The 16,346-nt window shown below is 69.0% G+C and carries 17 protein-coding genes and 1 tRNA gene; 8 read left to right on the top strand and 10 right to left on the bottom strand.

Annotation, left to right across the window (positions count from 1 at the left end):
- The first annotated feature begins 242 nt into the window (after positions 1 to 242).
- From dnaN to AB0P24_RS42220, 8 genes are all read left to right on the top strand, one after another.
- Positions 243 to 1,373, top strand: coding sequence for a DNA polymerase III subunit beta (gene dnaN, locus AB0P24_RS42255; RefSeq protein ID WP_181801349.1), 1,131 nt, complete (start codon positions 243 to 245; stop codon positions 1,371 to 1,373).
- A 177-nt stretch (positions 1,374 to 1,550) separates the two neighbouring features.
- On the top strand, positions 1,551 to 2,426 hold the full coding sequence (gene gnd / locus AB0P24_RS42250) for a phosphogluconate dehydrogenase (NAD(+)-dependent, decarboxylating) (protein ID WP_365803781.1): 876 nt from the start codon (positions 1,551 to 1,553) through the stop codon (positions 2,424 to 2,426).
- A gap of 50 nt (positions 2,427 to 2,476) precedes the next feature.
- Entirely contained in the window at positions 2,477 to 3,601 is a 1,125-nt protein-coding gene (gene recF, locus AB0P24_RS42245; protein ID WP_365803779.1) for a DNA replication/repair protein RecF, read from the top strand.
- Complete coding sequence (locus AB0P24_RS42240; RefSeq protein ID WP_365803777.1) at positions 3,598 to 4,131, top strand: DciA family protein; 534 nt, start codon at positions 3,598 to 3,600, stop codon at positions 4,129 to 4,131. Before recF ends, AB0P24_RS42240 begins: the two co-directional genes overlap by 4 nt.
- Positions 4,132 to 4,516: 385 nt before the next feature.
- Entirely contained in the window at positions 4,517 to 6,586 is a 2,070-nt protein-coding gene (gyrB, locus tag AB0P24_RS42235; protein ID WP_365803775.1) for a DNA topoisomerase (ATP-hydrolyzing) subunit B, read from the top strand.
- Between the two features lie 42 nt (positions 6,587 to 6,628).
- A complete protein-coding gene (gene gyrA, locus AB0P24_RS42230; protein ID WP_365803773.1) occupies positions 6,629 to 9,223 on the top strand; it encodes a DNA gyrase subunit A in 2,595 nt (864 codons plus the stop codon).
- A 19-nt stretch (positions 9,224 to 9,242) separates the two neighbouring features.
- The gene (locus tag AB0P24_RS42225; protein ID WP_365803771.1) at positions 9,243 to 10,034 is read left to right on the top strand and encodes a DUF3566 domain-containing protein; all 792 of its coding nucleotides are present in this window, start codon (positions 9,243 to 9,245) and stop codon (positions 10,032 to 10,034) included.
- Between the two features lie 111 nt (positions 10,035 to 10,145).
- Positions 10,146 to 10,222: transfer RNA gene (locus AB0P24_RS42220), tRNA-Ile, on the top strand.
- Between the two features lie 68 nt (positions 10,223 to 10,290).
- On the opposite strand, the gene AB0P24_RS42215 is transcribed toward AB0P24_RS42220, so the two are convergent.
- The 10 genes from AB0P24_RS42215 to AB0P24_RS42170 all read right to left on the bottom strand — a co-directional run bounded on the left by AB0P24_RS42215 (position 10,291) and on the right by AB0P24_RS42170 (position 16,201).
- Positions 10,291 to 11,448 carry a site-specific integrase gene (locus AB0P24_RS42215; RefSeq protein WP_365803769.1) on the bottom strand — a complete coding sequence of 386 codons (1,158 nt, stop codon included), beginning with the start codon at positions 11,446 to 11,448 and terminating at the stop codon, positions 10,291 to 10,293.
- Positions 11,448 to 11,636: a helix-turn-helix domain-containing protein gene (locus tag AB0P24_RS42210; protein ID WP_365803767.1), complete on the bottom strand. Its 189-nt coding sequence runs from the start codon at positions 11,634 to 11,636 to the stop codon at positions 11,448 to 11,450. The genes AB0P24_RS42215 and AB0P24_RS42210 overlap by 1 nt, the downstream gene beginning before the upstream one ends.
- Positions 11,633 to 13,057, bottom strand: coding sequence for a replication initiator protein RepSA (gene repSA / locus AB0P24_RS42205; RefSeq protein WP_365803765.1), 1,425 nt, complete (start codon positions 13,055 to 13,057; stop codon positions 11,633 to 11,635). Before repSA ends, AB0P24_RS42210 begins: the two co-directional genes overlap by 4 nt.
- On the bottom strand, positions 13,054 to 13,224 hold the full coding sequence (locus AB0P24_RS42200) for a hypothetical protein (RefSeq protein WP_365803763.1): 171 nt from the start codon (positions 13,222 to 13,224) through the stop codon (positions 13,054 to 13,056). The genes repSA and AB0P24_RS42200 overlap by 4 nt, the downstream gene beginning before the upstream one ends.
- A 5-nt stretch (positions 13,225 to 13,229) precedes the next feature.
- Positions 13,230 to 13,409: a hypothetical protein gene (locus AB0P24_RS42195; RefSeq protein WP_365803761.1), complete on the bottom strand. Its 180-nt coding sequence runs from the start codon at positions 13,407 to 13,409 to the stop codon at positions 13,230 to 13,232.
- A gap of 93 nt (positions 13,410 to 13,502) precedes the next feature.
- Positions 13,503 to 13,781, bottom strand: coding sequence for a hypothetical protein (locus AB0P24_RS42190; RefSeq protein WP_365803759.1), 279 nt, complete (start codon positions 13,779 to 13,781; stop codon positions 13,503 to 13,505).
- A 20-nt stretch (positions 13,782 to 13,801) separates the two neighbouring features.
- The gene (locus tag AB0P24_RS42185; protein ID WP_365803811.1) at positions 13,802 to 13,990 is read right to left on the bottom strand and encodes a mobile element transfer protein; all 189 of its coding nucleotides are present in this window, start codon (positions 13,988 to 13,990) and stop codon (positions 13,802 to 13,804) included.
- Positions 13,991 to 14,002: 12 nt separating this feature from the next.
- Positions 14,003 to 14,653 carry a DUF2637 domain-containing protein gene (locus tag AB0P24_RS42180; RefSeq protein WP_365803757.1) on the bottom strand — a complete coding sequence of 217 codons (651 nt, stop codon included), beginning with the start codon at positions 14,651 to 14,653 and terminating at the stop codon, positions 14,003 to 14,005.
- Positions 14,654 to 14,694: 41 nt separating this feature from the next.
- Positions 14,695 to 14,859, bottom strand: coding sequence for a hypothetical protein (locus AB0P24_RS42175; RefSeq protein WP_365803755.1), 165 nt, complete (start codon positions 14,857 to 14,859; stop codon positions 14,695 to 14,697).
- 82 nt (positions 14,860 to 14,941) lie between these two features.
- Positions 14,942 to 16,201 (bottom strand): FtsK/SpoIIIE domain-containing protein, encoded by a 1,260-nt coding sequence (locus AB0P24_RS42170; protein WP_365803753.1) that lies wholly within the window; start codon positions 16,199 to 16,201, stop codon positions 14,942 to 14,944.
- Between the last annotated feature and the right edge of the window lie 145 nt (positions 16,202 to 16,346).

Raw genomic sequence — 16,346 nt, 5'->3', positions numbered from 1 at the left:
TACTACTACTCCCAACTAGAGAGAGCTGGGAATCCGTTTCGAAGAGGGCCCTGTGCACAACTCGCTCTCCGGCCTCTGACCGCGCCTCGTCACGACTTGACCCCGACGGGCACCAGCTGTCAGTGCGGTGCGTCAGACTGGTCCCCGGTGTTCTTCCCCTCCCCGGGGCCGACGACACCGGGACAGACGACGAAGACGCAGCAGGGCTAGAGGCCCCGGCAACAGCAGGAGGCGGGCTTACGGTGAAGATCCGGGTGGAACGCGACGTACTCGCGGAGGCAGTGGCCTGGGCGGCTCGCAGCCTCCCGGCCCGTCCGCCGGCGCCGGTCCTCGCCGGCCTGCTGCTGAAGGCGGAGGACGGCCAGCTGAGCCTGTCCAGCTTCGACTACGAGGTCTCCGCGCGGGTCAGCGTCGAGACCGAGGTCGAGGAGGAGGGCACCGTCCTCGTCTCGGGCCGGCTGCTCGCCGACATCTGCCGGGCGCTCCCCAACCGGCCGGTGGAGATTTCCACAGACGGTGTACGGGCCACGGTGGTCTGCGGATCGTCCCGGTTCACGCTGCACACCCTGCCCGTGGAGGAGTACCCGTCCCTGCCGCAGATGCCGAACGCGACCGGCACGGTCCCCGGTGAGGTCTTCGCCTCCGCGGTCTCCCAGGTGGCCATCGCCGCCGGGCGTGACGACACGCTGCCGGTGCTGACCGGTGTGCGGATCGAGATCGAGGGCGACACGGTCACCCTGGCCTCCACCGACCGCTACCGCTTCGCGGTCCGTGAGTTCCTGTGGAAGCCGGAGAACCCGGAGGCCTCCGCGGTCGCCCTGGTGCCCGCCAAGACGCTCCTGGACACCGCCAAGGCCCTCACGAGCGGCGACAGCGTCATCCTGGCCCTGTCCGGCTCCGGTGCCGGTGAGGGGCTCATCGGTTTCGAGGGCGCGGGCCGCCGGACGACCACGCGGCTGCTCGAAGGCGACCTGCCGAAGTACCGCACGCTGTTCCCGACCGAGTTCAACTCCGTCGCGGTGATCGAGACCGCCCCCTTCGTGGAGGCAGTCAAGCGCGTCGCCCTGGTCGCTGAGCGGAACACGCCGGTGCGGCTCAGCTTCGAGCAGGGCGTGCTGATCCTGGAGGCCGGTTCCAGCGACGACGCACAGGCTGTGGAAAGGGTCGACGCGCAGCTGGACGGCGACGACATCTCGATCGCCTTCAACCCCACCTTCCTGCTGGACGGTCTCAGCGCCATCGACTCGCCGGTCGCCCAGCTGTCGTTCACGACGTCCACCAAGCCCGCGCTGCTCAGCGGCAAGCCGGCGTTGGACGCGGAGGCCGACGAGGCCTACAAGTACCTGATCATGCCGGTGCGCCTCAGCGGCTGAGTCGTCCACAGCTGTGCATGGTGCCGGGCGGTTCCCTGTGGGTACCCGGCACCGTGGCACGGTGGGTTTCCCCAGGTGAGCGGCTATGCCCACAACTGTGCGCAAAGGGTCGCGATTAGGCTCGGACGCGGCACGAACGTGCCTCTCCTGCCACACCGCAACCTAAGGAACCAACTGATGGAGCTCGGTCTCGTCGGCCTCGGCAAGATGGGCGGCAACATGCGCGAGCGGATCCGCCGCGCGGGCCACACCGTCGTCGGATACGACCGCAACCCGGACCTCGCCGATGTCCACAGCCTGGAAGAGCTTGTGGGCAAGCTCAGCGGGCCGCGCGTGGTGTGGGTGATGGTCCCGGCCGGGGCGCCGACGCAGTCCACGATCGACGAGCTGGCCGAGCTTCTGGAGCCCGGTGACGTGGTCGTCGACGGCGGCAACTCGCGCTGGACGGACGACGAGAAGCACGCCGAGGAGCTGGCCGCCAAGGGCATCGGTTTCGTCGACTGCGGGGTCTCCGGCGGTGTCTGGGGCCTGGAGAACGGCTACGCGCTGATGTACGGCGGGGACGCCGAGCACGTCGAGAAGGCCCGGCCGGTCTTCGACGCGCTCAAGCCCGAGGGCGACTTCGGTTCGGTGCACGCCGGCAAGGTCGGCGCGGGCCACTTCGCGAAGATGGTCCACAACGGCATCGAGTACGCGATGATGCAGGCCTACGCCGAGGGCTGGGAGCTCCTGGAGAAGGTCGACTCCGTCACGGACGTGCGCGAGGTCTTCCGCTCCTGGCAGGAAGGGACGGTCATCCGTTCCTGGCTGCTCGACCTCGCGGTGAACGCCCTCGACGAGGACGAGCACCTGGACAGGCTGAAGGGTTATGCACAGGACTCCGGCGAGGGCCGGTGGACTGTGGAGGCCGCCATAGACAACGCGGTACCGCTGCCCGCGATCACCGCCTCGCTGTTCGCGCGGTTCGCCTCCCGGCAGGACGACTCGCCGCAGATGAAGATGATCGCCGCGCTGCGCAACCAGTTCGGCGGCCACGCCGTAACGGCGAAGTAGCACCAGGCAGAGACGAAGTAGCAGGTCACGGGGAGGTCGGCGAAAAACCCATGCACGTCACGCATCTGTCGCTGGCCGACTTCCGCTCCTATGCCCGGGTCGAGGTCCCGCTCGACCCGGGCGTCACCGCCTTCGTCGGTCCCAACGGCCAGGGCAAGACCAATCTCGTCGAGGCCGTCGGCTATCTCGCCACTCTCGGCAGCCACCGGGTCGCCTCCGACGCTCCCCTGGTCCGCATGGGTGCCGACCGGGCGATCATCCGGGCCCAGGTCCGGCAGGGCGACCGGCAGCAGCTGGTCGAGCTGGAGCTCAACCCCGGCAAGTCCAACCGCGCCCGCATCAACAGATCCTCGCAGGTCAGGCCGCGTGACGTGCTGGGGATCATACGGACCGTGCTGTTCGCGCCCGAGGACCTCGCGCTGGTGAAGGGCGATCCCGGCGAGCGGCGCCGCTTCCTGGACGAGCTGATCACCGCGCGGTCGCCGCGGATGGCCGGTGTGCGGTCCGACTACGAGCGGGTGCTCAAGCAGCGGAACACTTTGCTGAAGACCGCGGCCCTGGCGCGGCGGCACGGCGGTCGCGCGGGGACGGATCTTTCGACGCTGGACGTGTGGGACCAGCATCTCGCGCGTGCGGGCGCCGAGCTGCTCGCCCAGCGGCTCGACCTGGTCGCCGCGATCCAGCCGCTGGCCGACAAGGCGTACGAGCAGCTGGCGCCGGGCGGTGGTCCGGTCATGCTGGAGTACAAGCCGTCGGCGCCCGGTGAGGCGCACACGCGCGAGGATCTGTACGTCCAGCTGATGGCGGCCCTGGCGGACGCCCGCAAGCAGGAGATCGAGCGGGGCGTGACGCTGGTCGGTCCGCACCGCGACGACCTGGTTCTCAAGCTCGGGCAGTTGCCCGCCAAGGGATACGCCTCGCACGGCGAGTCCTGGTCGTACGCGCTGGCGCTGCGCCTCGCGTCGTACGACCTGCTGCGTGCCGAGGGGAACGAGCCGGTGCTGGTGCTCGACGACGTGTTCGCCGAGCTGGACGCGCGGCGCCGGGAGCGGCTGGCGGAGCTGGTCGCGCCCGGGGAGCAGGTGCTGGTCACCGCCGCGGTGGACGACGACGTACCGCACATCCTCACGGGGGCGCGGTACGCGGTGGCCGACGGGGCGGTGGAGCGCGCATGAGCACGGACGGACCCGGGCCCGCGCCCAAGGACGAACCCTCCGGTGTCGACCTCGCGCGCGTGGCGCTCAGGGCGGCCAGGGAGGCGGCACGCGCGCGTGGGGACGTGGCGCAGCAGCGGAAGCAGGCGCGGCGTGGTGGCCTGCGCTCCGGCGCGCGGGCCGACGGCCGCGACCCCATGGCGTTGGGTTCCGCGATCAACCGGCTGATCACCGAGCGAGGCTGGGAGACGCCGGCCGCGGTGGGCGGGGTGATGGGCCGCTGGCCGGAGATCGTCGGCGAGGATCTGGCCAAGCACTGTGTGCCGCAGCGCTACGACGAGGACGAGCGGGTGCTGGTCGTCCAGTGCGACTCCACGGCCTGGGCGACGCAGTTGCGTCATCTCGCGCCCGCGCTGGTCGCCCGTCTGAACGAGGACCTGGGGCACGGCACCGTACGCCTGATCAAGGTGCTCAATCCCGGTGGGCCGCCCCGGCGCTACGGCCCGCTGCGCGCCCCTGGGAGCACGGGGCCCGGGGATACCTACGGGTGACCTGCGGGTGACTTACGTCACGATCGCAGCCGGGTGCGGTGCCGTTGTACGGCCGGCCCGGCTGATCGTCGTACGACCGCACGCGGTTGCGAATCGCGACCTGACCCCGGAGTAGCCAAGGGTTGACAGCGGAAAGCGCTGAGTGCCTCCGTGAGCCTCTTGGAGCCCCCATCCGTATATCGGGAGTCGGCACAGGCCGGTTCAGGGCGGCACATGCGGACTCAGGTACCGGCAAACCCCCATCACTGTCGGCGCTACCGGTAGACTGGGAGACAATCCCGCCCCGAACGTGGGGACCGTCCGGGAAAAGCTGAGCAACGCTGATCAAGGCTTACCAACGCAACATGCCGCAGCCGCTCCGGCAACCCGCCGACGAGCCTGGCTCGTGCTGTGCCAGAAAGGGCGCTTCGTGGCCGATTCCGGCAACCCCAACGAGAACATCCCGTCCACCGACGCCGGCGCGCACGCTGAGGCCACCGCCTCCGGTTCGTACGACGCCAGCGCCATCACCGTGCTCGAAGGGCTGGACGCGGTCCGCAAGCGACCCGGTATGTACATCGGCTCCACCGGTGAACGCGGCCTGCACCACCTGGTGCAGGAGGTTGTGGACAACTCCGTCGACGAGGCTCTGGCGGGCTACGCGGACACGATCGATGTGACGATCCTGGCCGACGGCGGCGTGCGCGTCGTCGACAACGGTCGTGGCATCCCGGTCGGCATCGTGCCCTCGGAGGGCAAGCCGGCCATCGAGGTCGTGCTGACCGTGCTGCACGCGGGCGGCAAGTTCGGCGGTGGCGGTTACGCGGTCTCCGGCGGTCTGCACGGCGTCGGCGTCTCCGTGGTGAACGCCCTGTCGACCAGGGTGGCCGTCGAGGTCAGGACCGACGGCCACCGCTGGACGCAGGACTACAAGCTCGGCGTCCCCACCGCCCCGCTGGCCAAGCACGAGGAGACCGGCGAGAGCGGTACCTCGGTCACGTTCTGGGCCGACCCGGACATCTTCGAGACCACCGAGTACTCCTTCGAGACGCTGTCGCGGCGCTTCCAGGAGATGGCGTTCCTCAACAAGGGCCTGACGATCCGGCTCACCGACGAACGCGAGCAGGCGAAGGCCGTCGCCGGCGCGGACGAGGCGGGTGCGGACGAGAAGGCCGAGGTCAAGACCGTCACGTACCACTACGAGGGCGGCATCGTCGACTACGTGAAGTACCTCAACTCCCGCAAGGGAGACGTGGTGCACCCCACGATCATCGACCTGGAGGCCGAGGACCGGGACAAGAGCCTGTCCCTCGAGGTCGCCATGCAGTGGAACACCGGCTACAGCGAGGGCGTGTACTCGTTCGCCAACATCATCCACACCCACGAGGGCGGCACCCACGAGGAGGGCTTCCGCGCGGCGCTCACCTCGTTGATCAACAAGTACGCGCGGGACAAGAAGCTGCTCCGTGAGAAGGACGACAACCTCACCGGTGACGACATCCGCGAGGGTCTGACCGCGATCATCTCGGTCAAGCTGAGCGAGCCGCAGTTCGAGGGTCAGACGAAGACCAAGCTGGGCAACACGGAGGCCAAGACCTTCGTGCAGAAGGCGGTCTACGAGCACCTGAACGACTGGCTGGACCGCAACCCGGTCGAGGCGGCGGACATCATCCGCAAGGGCATCCAGGCGGCCACCGCGCGCGTGGCGGCCCGCAAGGCCCGTGACCTGACCCGCCGCAAGGGCCTGCTCGAATCGGCGTCCCTGCCGGGCAAGCTCTCCGACTGCCAGTCGAACGACCCCACCAAGTGCGAGATCTTCATCGTCGAGGGTGACTCCGCCGGCGGTTCGGCCAAGTCCGGCCGCAACCCGCAGTACCAGGCGATCCTCCCGATCCGCGGCAAGATCCTCAACGTCGAGAAGGCGCGGATCGACAAGATCCTGCAGAACCAGGAGATCCAGGCGCTGATCTCGGCGTTCGGCACGGGTGTGCACGAGGACTTCGACATCGAGAAGCTCCGCTATCACAAGATCATCCTGATGGCGGACGCCGACGTCGACGGCCAGCACATCAACACCCTGCTGCTGACCTTCCTGTTCCGCTTCATGCGGGACCTTGTGGAGCAGGGGCACGTGTACCTGTCCCGTCCGCCGCTCTACAAGATCAAGTGGGGCCGGGACGAGGTCGAGTACGCGTACTCCGACCGTGAGCGCGACGCGCTGCTGGAGCTCGGCCGTCAGCGCGGCAAGCGTGTCAAGGAGGACTCGATCCAGCGCTTCAAGGGTCTCGGCGAGATGAACGCCGAGGAGCTGCGCGTGACCACCATGGACGTCGACCACCGGGTCCTCGGCCAGGTCACCCTCGATGACGCCGCCCAGGCCGACGACCTGTTCTCGGTCCTGATGGGCGAGGACGTCGAGGCCCGCCGCCAGTTCATCCAGCGCAACGCCAAGGACGTCCGCTTCCTCGACATCTGAGTCGGTCTCAGCTGACCGCACCAGGAAGGATCTTCACCAGCTATGGCCGACGAGAACACCCCTGTCACCCCCGAAGAGGGCGGCGACGTCGTGATGCGCATCGAGCCCGTCGGGCTCGAAACGGAGATGCAGCGCTCGTACCTGGACTACGCGATGTCCGTCATCGTGTCCCGCGCGCTGCCCGACGTCCGTGACGGCCTCAAGCCCGTCCACCGCCGTGTGCTGTACGCGATGTACGACGGCGGCTACCGCCCCGAGCGCGGCTTCTACAAGTGCGCCCGTGTCGTCGGCGACGTCATGGGCAACTACCACCCGCACGGCGACTCCTCCATCTACGACGCCCTGGTCCGGCTCGCCCAGCCCTGGTCGATGCGGATGCCGCTCGTCGACTCCAACGGCAACTTCGGTTCCCCGGGCAACGACCCGGCGGCCGCCATGCGGTACACCGAGTGCAAGATGGCGCCGCTGTCGATGGAGATGGTCCGCGACATCGACGAGGAGACCGTCGACTTCACGGACAACTACGACGGCCGCTCCCAGGAGCCGACCGTCCTGCCGTCCCGTTTCCCGAACCTGCTGATCAACGGCTCGGCCGGGATCGCGGTCGGCATGGCCACCAACATCCCGCCGCACAACCTGCGCGAGGTCGCGGCCGGCGCCCAGTGGTACCTGGAGAACCCGGAGGCCTCGCACGAGGAGCTCCTGGACGCGCTGATCGACCGGATCAAGGGCCCCGACTTCCCGACCGGTGCGCTGGTCGTCGGCCGCAAGGGCATCGAGGAGGCCTACCGCACGGGCCGCGGCTCGATCACCATGCGCGCGGTCGTCGAGGTCGAGGAGATCCAGAACCGCCAGTGCCTGGTGGTGACGGAGCTGCCGTACCAGGTGAACCCCGACAACCTCGCGCAGAAGATCGCCGACCTGGTCAAGGACGGCAAGGTCGGCGGCATCGCGGACGTGCGGGACGAGACGTCGTCGCGTACCGGTCAGCGGCTGGTGATCGTGCTGAAGCGGGACGCGGTCGCCAAGGTCGTCCTGAACAACCTGTACAAGCACACCGACCTGCAGACGAACTTCGGCGCCAACATGCTGGCGCTGGTCGACGGCGTGCCGCGCACCCTGTCGCTGGACGCGTTCATCCGGCACTGGGTGACGCACCAGATCGAGGTCATCGTCCGCCGTACGCGCTTCAGGCTGCGCAAGGCCGAGGAGCGGGCGCACATCCTGCGCGGTCTGCTGAAGGCGCTGGACGCGATCGACGAGGTCATCGCGCTGATCCGGGCCAGTGACACGGTCGAGATCGCGCGCACGGGCCTGATGGAGCTCCTGGAGATCGACGAGATCCAGGCCAACGCCATCCTCGAGATGCAGCTGCGGCGCCTGGCCGCCCTGGAGCGCCAGAAGATCATCCAGGAGCACGACGAACTCCAGGCGAAGATCACCGAGTACAACCGGATCCTCGCCTCGCCGGTGCGGCAGCGCGGCATCGTCAGCGAGGAACTGGCCGCGATCGTCGAGAAGTACGGCGACGACCGCAAGACCATGCTGGTGCCCTACGACGGTGACATGTCCATCGAGGACCTGATCGCCGAGGAGGACATCGTGGTCACCGTCACGCGCGGTGGCTACGTCAAGCGGACCAAGACGGACGACTACCGGGCGCAGAAGCGCGGTGGCAAGGGCGTGCGGGGCGCGAAGCTGAAGGAAGACGACATCGTCGACCACTTCTTCGTCTCCACCACGCACCACTGGCTGCTGTTCTTCACCAACAAGGGCCGGGTGTACCGGGCGAAGGCCTACGAGCTGCCGGACGCCGGCCGGGACGCGCGCGGTCAGCACGTGGCGAACCTGCTGGCCTTCCAGCCGGACGAGGCGATCGCCGAGATCCTCGCGATCCGGGACTACGACGCGGCGCCCTACCTGGTGCTGGCCACCAAGGCCGGTCTGGTCAAGAAGACGCCTCTGAAGGATTACGATTCGCCCCGCTCCGGCGGTGTCATCGCGATCAACCTGCGTGAGCGCGAGGACGGTTCCGACGACGAACTGATCGGCGCCGAGCTGGTCTCGGCGGACAGTGATCTGCTTCTGATCAGCAAGAAAGCGCAGTCGATCAGGTTCACCGCCTCCGACGACACTCTGCGTCCCATGGGCCGGGCCACCTCCGGTGTCAAGGGCATGAGTTTCCGTGAGGGGGATGAACTTCTGTCGATGAATGTTGTTCGACCCGGTACGTTCGTGTTCACTGCCACCGACGGGGGGTACGCGAAGCGGACCCGTGTCGACGAGTACCGCGTCCAGGGCCGCGGCGGCCTCGGTATCAAGGCCGCCAAGATCGTGGAGGACCGTGGCTCGCTCGTCGGCGCGCTGATCGTCGAGGAGAACGACGAGATCCTCGCCATCACCCTGTCCGGCGGTGTGATTCGTACGCGAGTCAGCGGGGTCAGGGAGACGGGCCGTGACACCATGGGCGTCCAACTGATCAACCTGGGCAAGCGCGATGCCGTCGTCGGCATCGCACGTAACGCCGAGGCCGGCAGCGAGGCGGAGGAAGTCGACGGCGAGGACGCCGTGGACGAGACCGCCGAGGGTGTCGCGACCAGCGGCACGGACGAGGGTGAGGCGCCCTCGGCCGAGTAGGCACGAGGAGTGAGTCATCGTGAGCGGAGCCACGGGCGCCGGATCGGCCGGTACCTCGACGGGTACGGATGCGGACGGCGGCGGCCGTGGCTCCGCCGCGTCCGACGGGGGCGGTGCGCCGCAGCAGGCGGACACGCACACCACCCAGCTGAAGGCGATCAAGGCGCCCGGAACGGCGCCCGCGCCGGATGCGCAAGGATCGCAGGGGGGATCCGTGACCGACACCCGAGGGCCGGCCGCGCCGGGCGACCGGCCGGCGCCCGCGCAGTCGCAGCAGCAGGGCGCTTCCCCGCTTCCGGGGGAACGGCGTGCCGAGCAGCCCGCCGGGCCCTACCACCCGCCGCAGGCCTACCCGGCGGCGCACGCCCCACAGGCCGCACAGGCGCCCGCGGCAGGCGTACGACGGCCCCGCACCGGCGCCGGCACGCGCACCGCCCCGCGCACCCGCAAGGCCCGCCTGCGGGTCGCCAAGGCCGACCCCTGGTCGGTGATGAAGGTCAGCTTCCTGCTCTCCATCGCGCTGGGCATCTGCTCGATCGTGGCGGCGGCGGTGCTGTGGATGGTCCTGGACGCGATGGGCGTCTTCTCGACCGTCGGCGGCACGATCTCGGAGGCCACCGGTTCGAACGAGTCCAACGGCTTCGACCTCCAGTCGTTCCTGTCGCTGCCGCACGTCCTGATGTTCACGGCGATCATCGCGGTCATCGACGTCGTCCTCGCGACGGCGCTGGCGACCCTCGGCGCGTTCATCTACAACCTCTCCGCGGGCTTCGTCGGCGGCATCGAGCTGACCTTGGCCGAGGACGAGTAACCGGGCTTCAAACCTCGCCCGGCGATCCCCCGACAACCGATTTTGGGACTGCCCCGGTCGTGCGCTAATCTTCAGGAGTCAGCGCGCGGGACACACACCGCAGAGCGCGGCGGGGCTATAGCTCAGTTGGTTAGAGCGCATCCCTGATAAGGATGAGGCCACAGGTTCAAATCCTGTTAGCCCCACCAGCGAAAAGGCCCCCGGATCATTGGTCCGGGGGCCTTTTGACACCATCGGTTGACACCAACAGCGGCGATCAGCCGATGAGCGGATCTTCCAGCAGCTCAGCGAGCATCGCGACGGCTTCCCGCTCACTGTCGCCCACCACGTGCGTATAGACGTCCATCGTCATGCTGATCTGGCTGTGTCGGAGGATCGCCTGTGCGACCTTGGGATGCACCTTCAGGAAGGCGAGCAGGGTCCCGCAGGTGTGTCGGGCCAGCCGGACTGTGAGACGGCGCACGCCGGCCCGCGTCACCAGGCGCCCGAAGGTCCGTGAGAAGCCGACCGGATCAAGCATGCCGCCATGCTCGGACGAGAAGATCAGGTCGTAACCAGGCTTCTGGGCCCAGTGCTCACCGGCGATCTTCCGCTCCAGCTCTTGCAGCTCCCGGCGCTCTTCCAGGGCGCGGGCGCAGAACTCCGGCATTGGCAGTACCGCCTGTGACGATTCGGTCTTGAGGTCCTTGAGGACCAGGCCGACGCCCTTCTCACGCTGCACCTGCTTGACCGGCGTGAACTGCCTCCCCTCGAAGTCGACGTCCTGCCAGCGCAGGCCCAGCACTTCACTGCGGCGGAGGCCGAGCACCAAGACGAGCACGCAGGCCGCGTAGAGGCGGTGCGCACGGGCCGCGCGGAGGAACGTGACCGCCTCACGAGCGTTCCATGCCGTGCCCTTGTCCTTACTGACCTTGGGCATGTCGACCAGGAGAGCGACGTTGCGCGTGAGCAGCTCTTCGCGGATGGCCCGGTTGAGGGCGTTCCGAAGCACACGCAGCACCTCGAACCGCGTGGGCGCCGGCACCTTGTCGCGCTTCAACGTGGCCATGAAGGCACGGACCTGGGCAGGTGTCAGCTTGACCAGCGACTTCTTGCCCAGGTGCGGCATCAGGTAGAGCCGAACCTTGGACTCGTACTTGACGTAGGTGTTGTGCTCGGAGTCCGGCTCGATGATGTGCTCCAGCCAGTAGGCCAGCCACTCGCCGAGCGACCAGGCGCGGGAGGGCACCGGGACTCCGTTGCGCTCCTGGTCCTGGAGATTGCCGAGCTTCTCGTTGGCTTCGTCCCACGTGGTGCCGTACACGGTCTTGCGGACGCGGTTGCCGTCCGTGTCAGTCACGTACGCGCGGCCCATGTACCGGCCATCCGCCCGCTTCGAGATCGTGCCGCCGCCATTGGGGCGCCTCTTGGCCATCAGGCACCCCTCTCGATCTGCCTACTGATGAAGTCCCCGACCGAGTCAGCCGGGATCCGCCGGCAGCCGTCCACCTTGATGGAGACCAGGCGATGAGTACGGATCAGGTCGTAAACCTTGGTCCGGCCGACCTTGAGACTCGCCATGACCTCCGGCACGGTCAGCAACTCGGGAGCAGCGGTGGTCATGCGGTGGCTCCTTCCAGTTCGAGCAGGGCGGGTAGTTCCTCGCGGGCGGTTTCGCGGTTGAGCTGGATCTCTTGGCGGATGTTGGCGGCTAGCCAGGATTCGCCGGGGGTGTGGCCGTGGCCGGCGTAGGCCCAGTGGGCGAGGGTGAGCGTGGTGGTCTCGGTCTCGTCGCCGGGGTCGGCCAGGCCGAGGGAGCGGCGTTGCTGCTGCGCGCGGTAGTCGGCACGGACCTGTCGCAGGGCGCCGAGGGTGGTGGAGTAGCGGCGGGACTTCGTCGAGAAGTGCCCGCGGAAGCCGAGCATGTGAGCCCAGTCGCGAAGCTTGCGGTCCGGATAGAGCGCGTGCAGGTCGAGACAGGCTTCGATCAGTCGGCGCGGATGGTCCGGGACGCCAAGGAGCACGAGCGCTTCCTTGTTGCCGATCCGCCGGTCAACCGTGCCGGTCGTCTCAGCGGCCTTGGTCGCGTACTTGGCGACGTAGGACGCCACCGCAGCCTCGGTAATGTCCTCACCTTCACCGAAGGCCCGGATCGGCCGTACGTCGACCTGCGTGCCCCACCGGAGGGTGCGGGCCGGCTCGGTACGGGCCGGCTGCTCGGGATCCGGCTGGTAACGGGCGGGGGCGACGTCGACCTGTGCGCGGCCGGCCGCGGCGTGAATCGAGTCGGTGAGAAGGTCGAGGGTGGCCCAGGCCGGCGGCGGGGAGTCTGGGCCATCCGGTCCGTCAAAGCGGATCACGGCATGGAAGTGCACCGCACCGCGCTTCTGATACTCAGCGACCTTGCCGAAGGCCACCCGGGACTGTTCGTGCGCGTCCTTCTGCGTGAGGCCCGCGCGCTTGGCGATCTCGCGGCGCAGGTAGATCGTGAAGTACCGCCACAGGTCGGAGGCGTGGTTGTTCCACAGCACCGCGCCCGCGTAGTCGTACGACTCAGGGTCGAGCGGGGTGCCGAGTTCGGGCGCGTCCTCACCGTGGCGGGTGCCGCAGCGGCAGGGCCGGGTGCCGGGCCGGTTGTGGACCGGGCCGAACGAGGGCGCGGTGAGGGTCGCGAAGACCCGCGGGTGATCCCGGATGGTCTCCGGGGTGCCCTTGTTGGGGTCGCCGACGAGTCCGGCGCGGATGAGGTGGTAGGTGTCTCCGGCGTAGGTCCAGGCGCAGGCGGGGCAGCGGGAGGCGCGGCGGTTGCCGCAGGCGATCCGTAACCGGCCGTCGGGCTCGGTGTCGGTGTCGTACCGGTGCAGGACCTGGCCCGTAGCCCGGTCGCGGGTGACGGTGGTCCCTTGCAGATGGATCGGGTCGGAGCAGCCGCCCGTACGACGGATCTGGTCTTGGATGCGGTCGAAGCCGTCAGACCCGGCCAGCCTCAGCAGATCGGTGAGGGTGGCCGGGTCGTCCAGGCCCGCGATGGCGGGGGCGGTCACTCGTTGTCGCCCTTCTGCGGGTGGGCGTCGATCCACTCTTCGGCGCAGACCTTGTGCACGGGCTTGCCGCGGTCGGAGCGCAGCGGGGTGGGCTTGGTGCAGATCACGCAGGGCTGGTCACCGGTGTGGTCGAAGTGTTCCGGGGAGCGCCAGTCGAGGAGAGCCATACCGGTCACCTCCCGACCCGGACGAGCACGGTCGCGGGGGTGGTGCCGGTGCCGCGGCAGGCCTGGCAGTTCACGGCGAGGGTGGTGCGGGTGCCGTCAGGGTTGCGGCTACCGGTGGTGATGGCGGCGCGGGCGAAGCCGTCGCAGTCGGAGCAGACGCGCGGGGCAGGGGTGTTCCGGGGCATGATGGGGCTTCCCTTTCGGGTCCGTTGGATCAGGAATGGGAGGAGCCGTCCGGGGCGGCGGAAACTTGGCGGTTGAGGCCGCCCCGGAGGGCGTTACTGCTGTTTGCTGCGGTTGATCGTGTAGCTGAGGCCACCGGTCGCGGACAGGACGGCGACGGCGGCGCCGGCGATGACCTGGACGACGAAGGCGATGACCAGGAGCACGGTGACCGACCCGGCGATGATCACGAGGCTGAGAACGATCGGGCCCTTGTAGGAGCGCGGGGCTTCCTGGACGATCACGACCTTGTGCACATCGGTGCCGGCCGGGATGTGCCGGTAGAGGTCGGCGGGGATGTGACCGGCACGAAGCTGGTCTTCGGGCATCTGCATGGGACCGGTCTCCTTCCGGCTCAGGCGGTGCAGGTGTGGGTGCGGGCGGCGAGTTCGGCGGCCGAGCGGTCGTTGTGCTCGGTCGAGAAACCGCAGCCGGGGGCGGTGCACGCGGCGGTGTGCTTGGTCTGGCCACGGCCGTTGTGGAACGTGCCGACCCGGACAGGCCCGATGCGGATCACGTCGTAGAAGCGGTTCGGGCGCACGATGGACCCTCCTTGTCAGGTGAGTTGGGCGACGATGGCGCCCGCGAGGTTTTCCGGGACACCGAGCCGGGCCTGTAGGGTCGCGGCGTCGATCTCGCTACCGGTGCGGGCGCGGTGGTCAGCGGCGACCTTCCGGGCGTGGTCGACCAGCGCCGGAGGCACACCAGGAGCGGCCTTCGCCAGCGCTGGCACGGGTTCCGGCTCAGGGATCTCCGGGGCGGGTTCGGGTGTCTCGGGGCGGTCGACTTCCACCACCGGACGCGGCTCCGGAACCGGGTCAGGCTCGGGTGCCGGGTCGGGGGTGTGGTTGGTGTGCTGGTGGGCGAGGAGCGTGCCGCCGAGGAAGGCCAGCGCAGGCCAGCCGGCGACGCCTAGGCGCAGCAGGGCGGGCGGGTGTGCCATGTCGAGGAAGCCCGCCGTGGCGATGTTCGCGCCGAGGGATGCGATCAGGGCGACTACGAACCAGCACCAGGCCAGCCGGGACCGGTGTGCCCGGAGCCGGCGCCACGCGGCGACCAGCAGCAGGTCAACGGAGACGGGGTAGGCCCAGGCCTTCCAGCCGGTCTGCCCGGCGGCCTGTGCGAGGTCGTGCAGGTGGGCGAAGGACAAGGCACCCGCGATCACAGCCTGAACCAAGACAGCGTCCGGACGGATCGAGCGCTTCATGTCTTCACCTCCTTCAGGTGCGTTGGAGCAGGTCAGGTGAACTATTCGGGGGCTTGGCCGGAGCCGAGGCAGTTCAGGCACAGGCCCGTCTGGTGGCCGACCGTGCGGCGCTTGCGGCCGACCTGGACCGTGCGGGAGACCTCACCCGTGCCCTTGCACACCTCGCAGGCGGTGGGCTTCGGCTCCGGGGTCTTCGTCCTGGCCATGAGTGATCTCCTTCCGGCTTTGGGCATGGAGCGGGTAGGGACCTGGCGCGAGGCGGTCGCGCCGACCGGAGAAAACCTGGGATTACTCGCCGGCCGGGAGGGCTTCCACGAGCGGCGGGTGTGCCGGCATCGGCGGAATGACGACCTGCTCGACCGGGCGGAACCGTGCCAGGAACGGCAGGTCCGGGCGCAGGTGCGCGAAGTCCCGGCAGACCTGCGCGGCATCGGTCGGGGTGATCTCGGGGGTGCGGATACGGGACCAGTAGCCCGACGCGTCACCGGCCACCGCGACACCGGGGCGATCGGCCCGGATCCCGGTCACGGAGACCACCGCGTCGGGGGCGATGTCACCGAGGCCCATTTCGGCGGTCTGCTTGTCGTTGACGCGGTGGACCACGCGGCCGGTGAGCTGGGCGCGCAGGGCGGTGGCACCTCGGCCGAGGTCGGAGCCGAAGCGCTGCCCGCAGACCTCCAGGTAGATGCCGATCGCACGGGCCATCTGACCGAGGCGCACCAGTTGCATGACGGTGTGGTCGCGGTCGGCTTCCTCCTTCTTGGAGGCCACTAGGAACAGCTCCGCCACCTCATCGATCAGCACCACCAGCGGAGCCGGCCGGACCTTGTCCGGGAGTTCCCACAGGTCCGAGGCGCCGTAGAGGGCGAGCAGGTCGAAGCGGTCTTCCATCTCCTGCACGAGTGCGTCGACCAGGAGGCCGGCGGTCTGCCGGTCCGTGGCCAGCGCCGACAGGCGGGGAGCGTAGCGGGACTGCTCCACACCGCGCTTGCAGTCGATCCCGACCAGCCCGATCGGGAGCTGTGCCAGGCCCTTGATGAGGTTGCGCTGGTACATGGACTTACCGGACTGGTTCGCGCCCAGGGTCAGGCTGTGCGGCATCTGCCGGTAGTCCCGTGCGAAGACAGTGCCGTCCTCCCACAGGGCGACCGGGACGACCAGGTCACGCGGGCGAGCCGTGCGCGGCAGGCGGACCCGGTTGAGGACGTCGTAGCCGGTCATGCGCAGCTCGACGTATCCGGGCTTGGTCTCGGAGACGGCGACCGAGTGCACGCCCCAGGCGTGACGCAGACGCTCGGTCGCGGCGGCGATGTCCGCGGGCTCCAGGCCGGCGGGAAGCCGCAGGGTGACCCGCAGCCCGGTCGCCGTGGGGCGGACCCGGCGGACCTTCGGCGGCGCCGGCCGCACCTCGGAGTGGGTGAGGTTGCGCTTGACGAAGGCCCGGAACCCGGAGGGCCGGACGGTGAGCCCGCACACCTCCATCGTGTCCCGGTAGGTCCAGGTGAACCGGGTCCAGGTGACCGGCAAGCCGACCAGCGACCAGTACACGCGCGGCGAGTGGACCTTCGCGTAGCCGATCCCACCAGCACCCGCGGCTAAGAACTCCTAACGAAATGACTGTAGGAGGACGGTAGGGTCGGTGGCCATGAGTCAGAGTGGTTCGGAAGCGGCGGCGTTCTTCCGCGACGTCGGC

The sequence above is a fragment of the Streptomyces sp. NPDC086519 genome (assembly GCF_040686075.1).
In the GTDB taxonomy this organism is placed as follows: domain Bacteria; phylum Actinomycetota; class Actinomycetes; order Streptomycetales; family Streptomycetaceae; genus Streptomyces; species Streptomyces shenzhenensis.
Note: the sequence above shows the minus strand (reverse complement) of the source record. Positions and strands in the feature narration are given on the sequence as shown.

What these genes read in the sequence shown, in the direction of transcription:
- AB0P24_RS42200 (WP_365803763.1), bottom strand. Translation starts at nt 13,224, where the DNA reads ATGGCTCTCCTCGACTGGCGCTCCCCGGAACACTTCGACCACACCGGT.
- AB0P24_RS42180 (WP_365803757.1), bottom strand. Translation starts at nt 14,653, where the DNA reads ATGAAGCGCTCGATCCGTCCGGACGCTGTCTTGGTTCAGGCTGTGATC.
- AB0P24_RS42210 (WP_365803767.1), bottom strand. Translation starts at nt 11,636, where the DNA reads ATGACCACCGCTGCTCCCGAGTTGCTGACCGTGCCGGAGGTCATGGCG.
- AB0P24_RS42215 (WP_365803769.1), bottom strand. Translation starts at nt 11,448, where the DNA reads ATGGCCAAGAGGCGCCCCAATGGCGGCGGCACGATCTCGAAGCGGGCG.
- AB0P24_RS42175 (WP_365803755.1), bottom strand. Translation starts at nt 14,859, where the DNA reads ATGGCCAGGACGAAGACCCCGGAGCCGAAGCCCACCGCCTGCGAGGTG.
- AB0P24_RS42240 (WP_365803777.1), top strand. Translation starts at nt 3,598, where the DNA reads ATGAGCACGGACGGACCCGGGCCCGCGCCCAAGGACGAACCCTCCGGT.
- gnd (WP_365803781.1), top strand. Translation starts at nt 1,551, where the DNA reads ATGGAGCTCGGTCTCGTCGGCCTCGGCAAGATGGGCGGCAACATGCGC.
- gyrA (WP_365803773.1), top strand. Translation starts at nt 6,629, where the DNA reads ATGGCCGACGAGAACACCCCTGTCACCCCCGAAGAGGGCGGCGACGTC.
- recF (WP_365803779.1), top strand. Translation starts at nt 2,477, where the DNA reads ATGCACGTCACGCATCTGTCGCTGGCCGACTTCCGCTCCTATGCCCGG.
- AB0P24_RS42195 (WP_365803761.1), bottom strand. Translation starts at nt 13,409, where the DNA reads ATGCCCCGGAACACCCCTGCCCCGCGCGTCTGCTCCGACTGCGACGGC.
- AB0P24_RS42190 (WP_365803759.1), bottom strand. Translation starts at nt 13,781, where the DNA reads ATGCAGATGCCCGAAGACCAGCTTCGTGCCGGTCACATCCCCGCCGAC.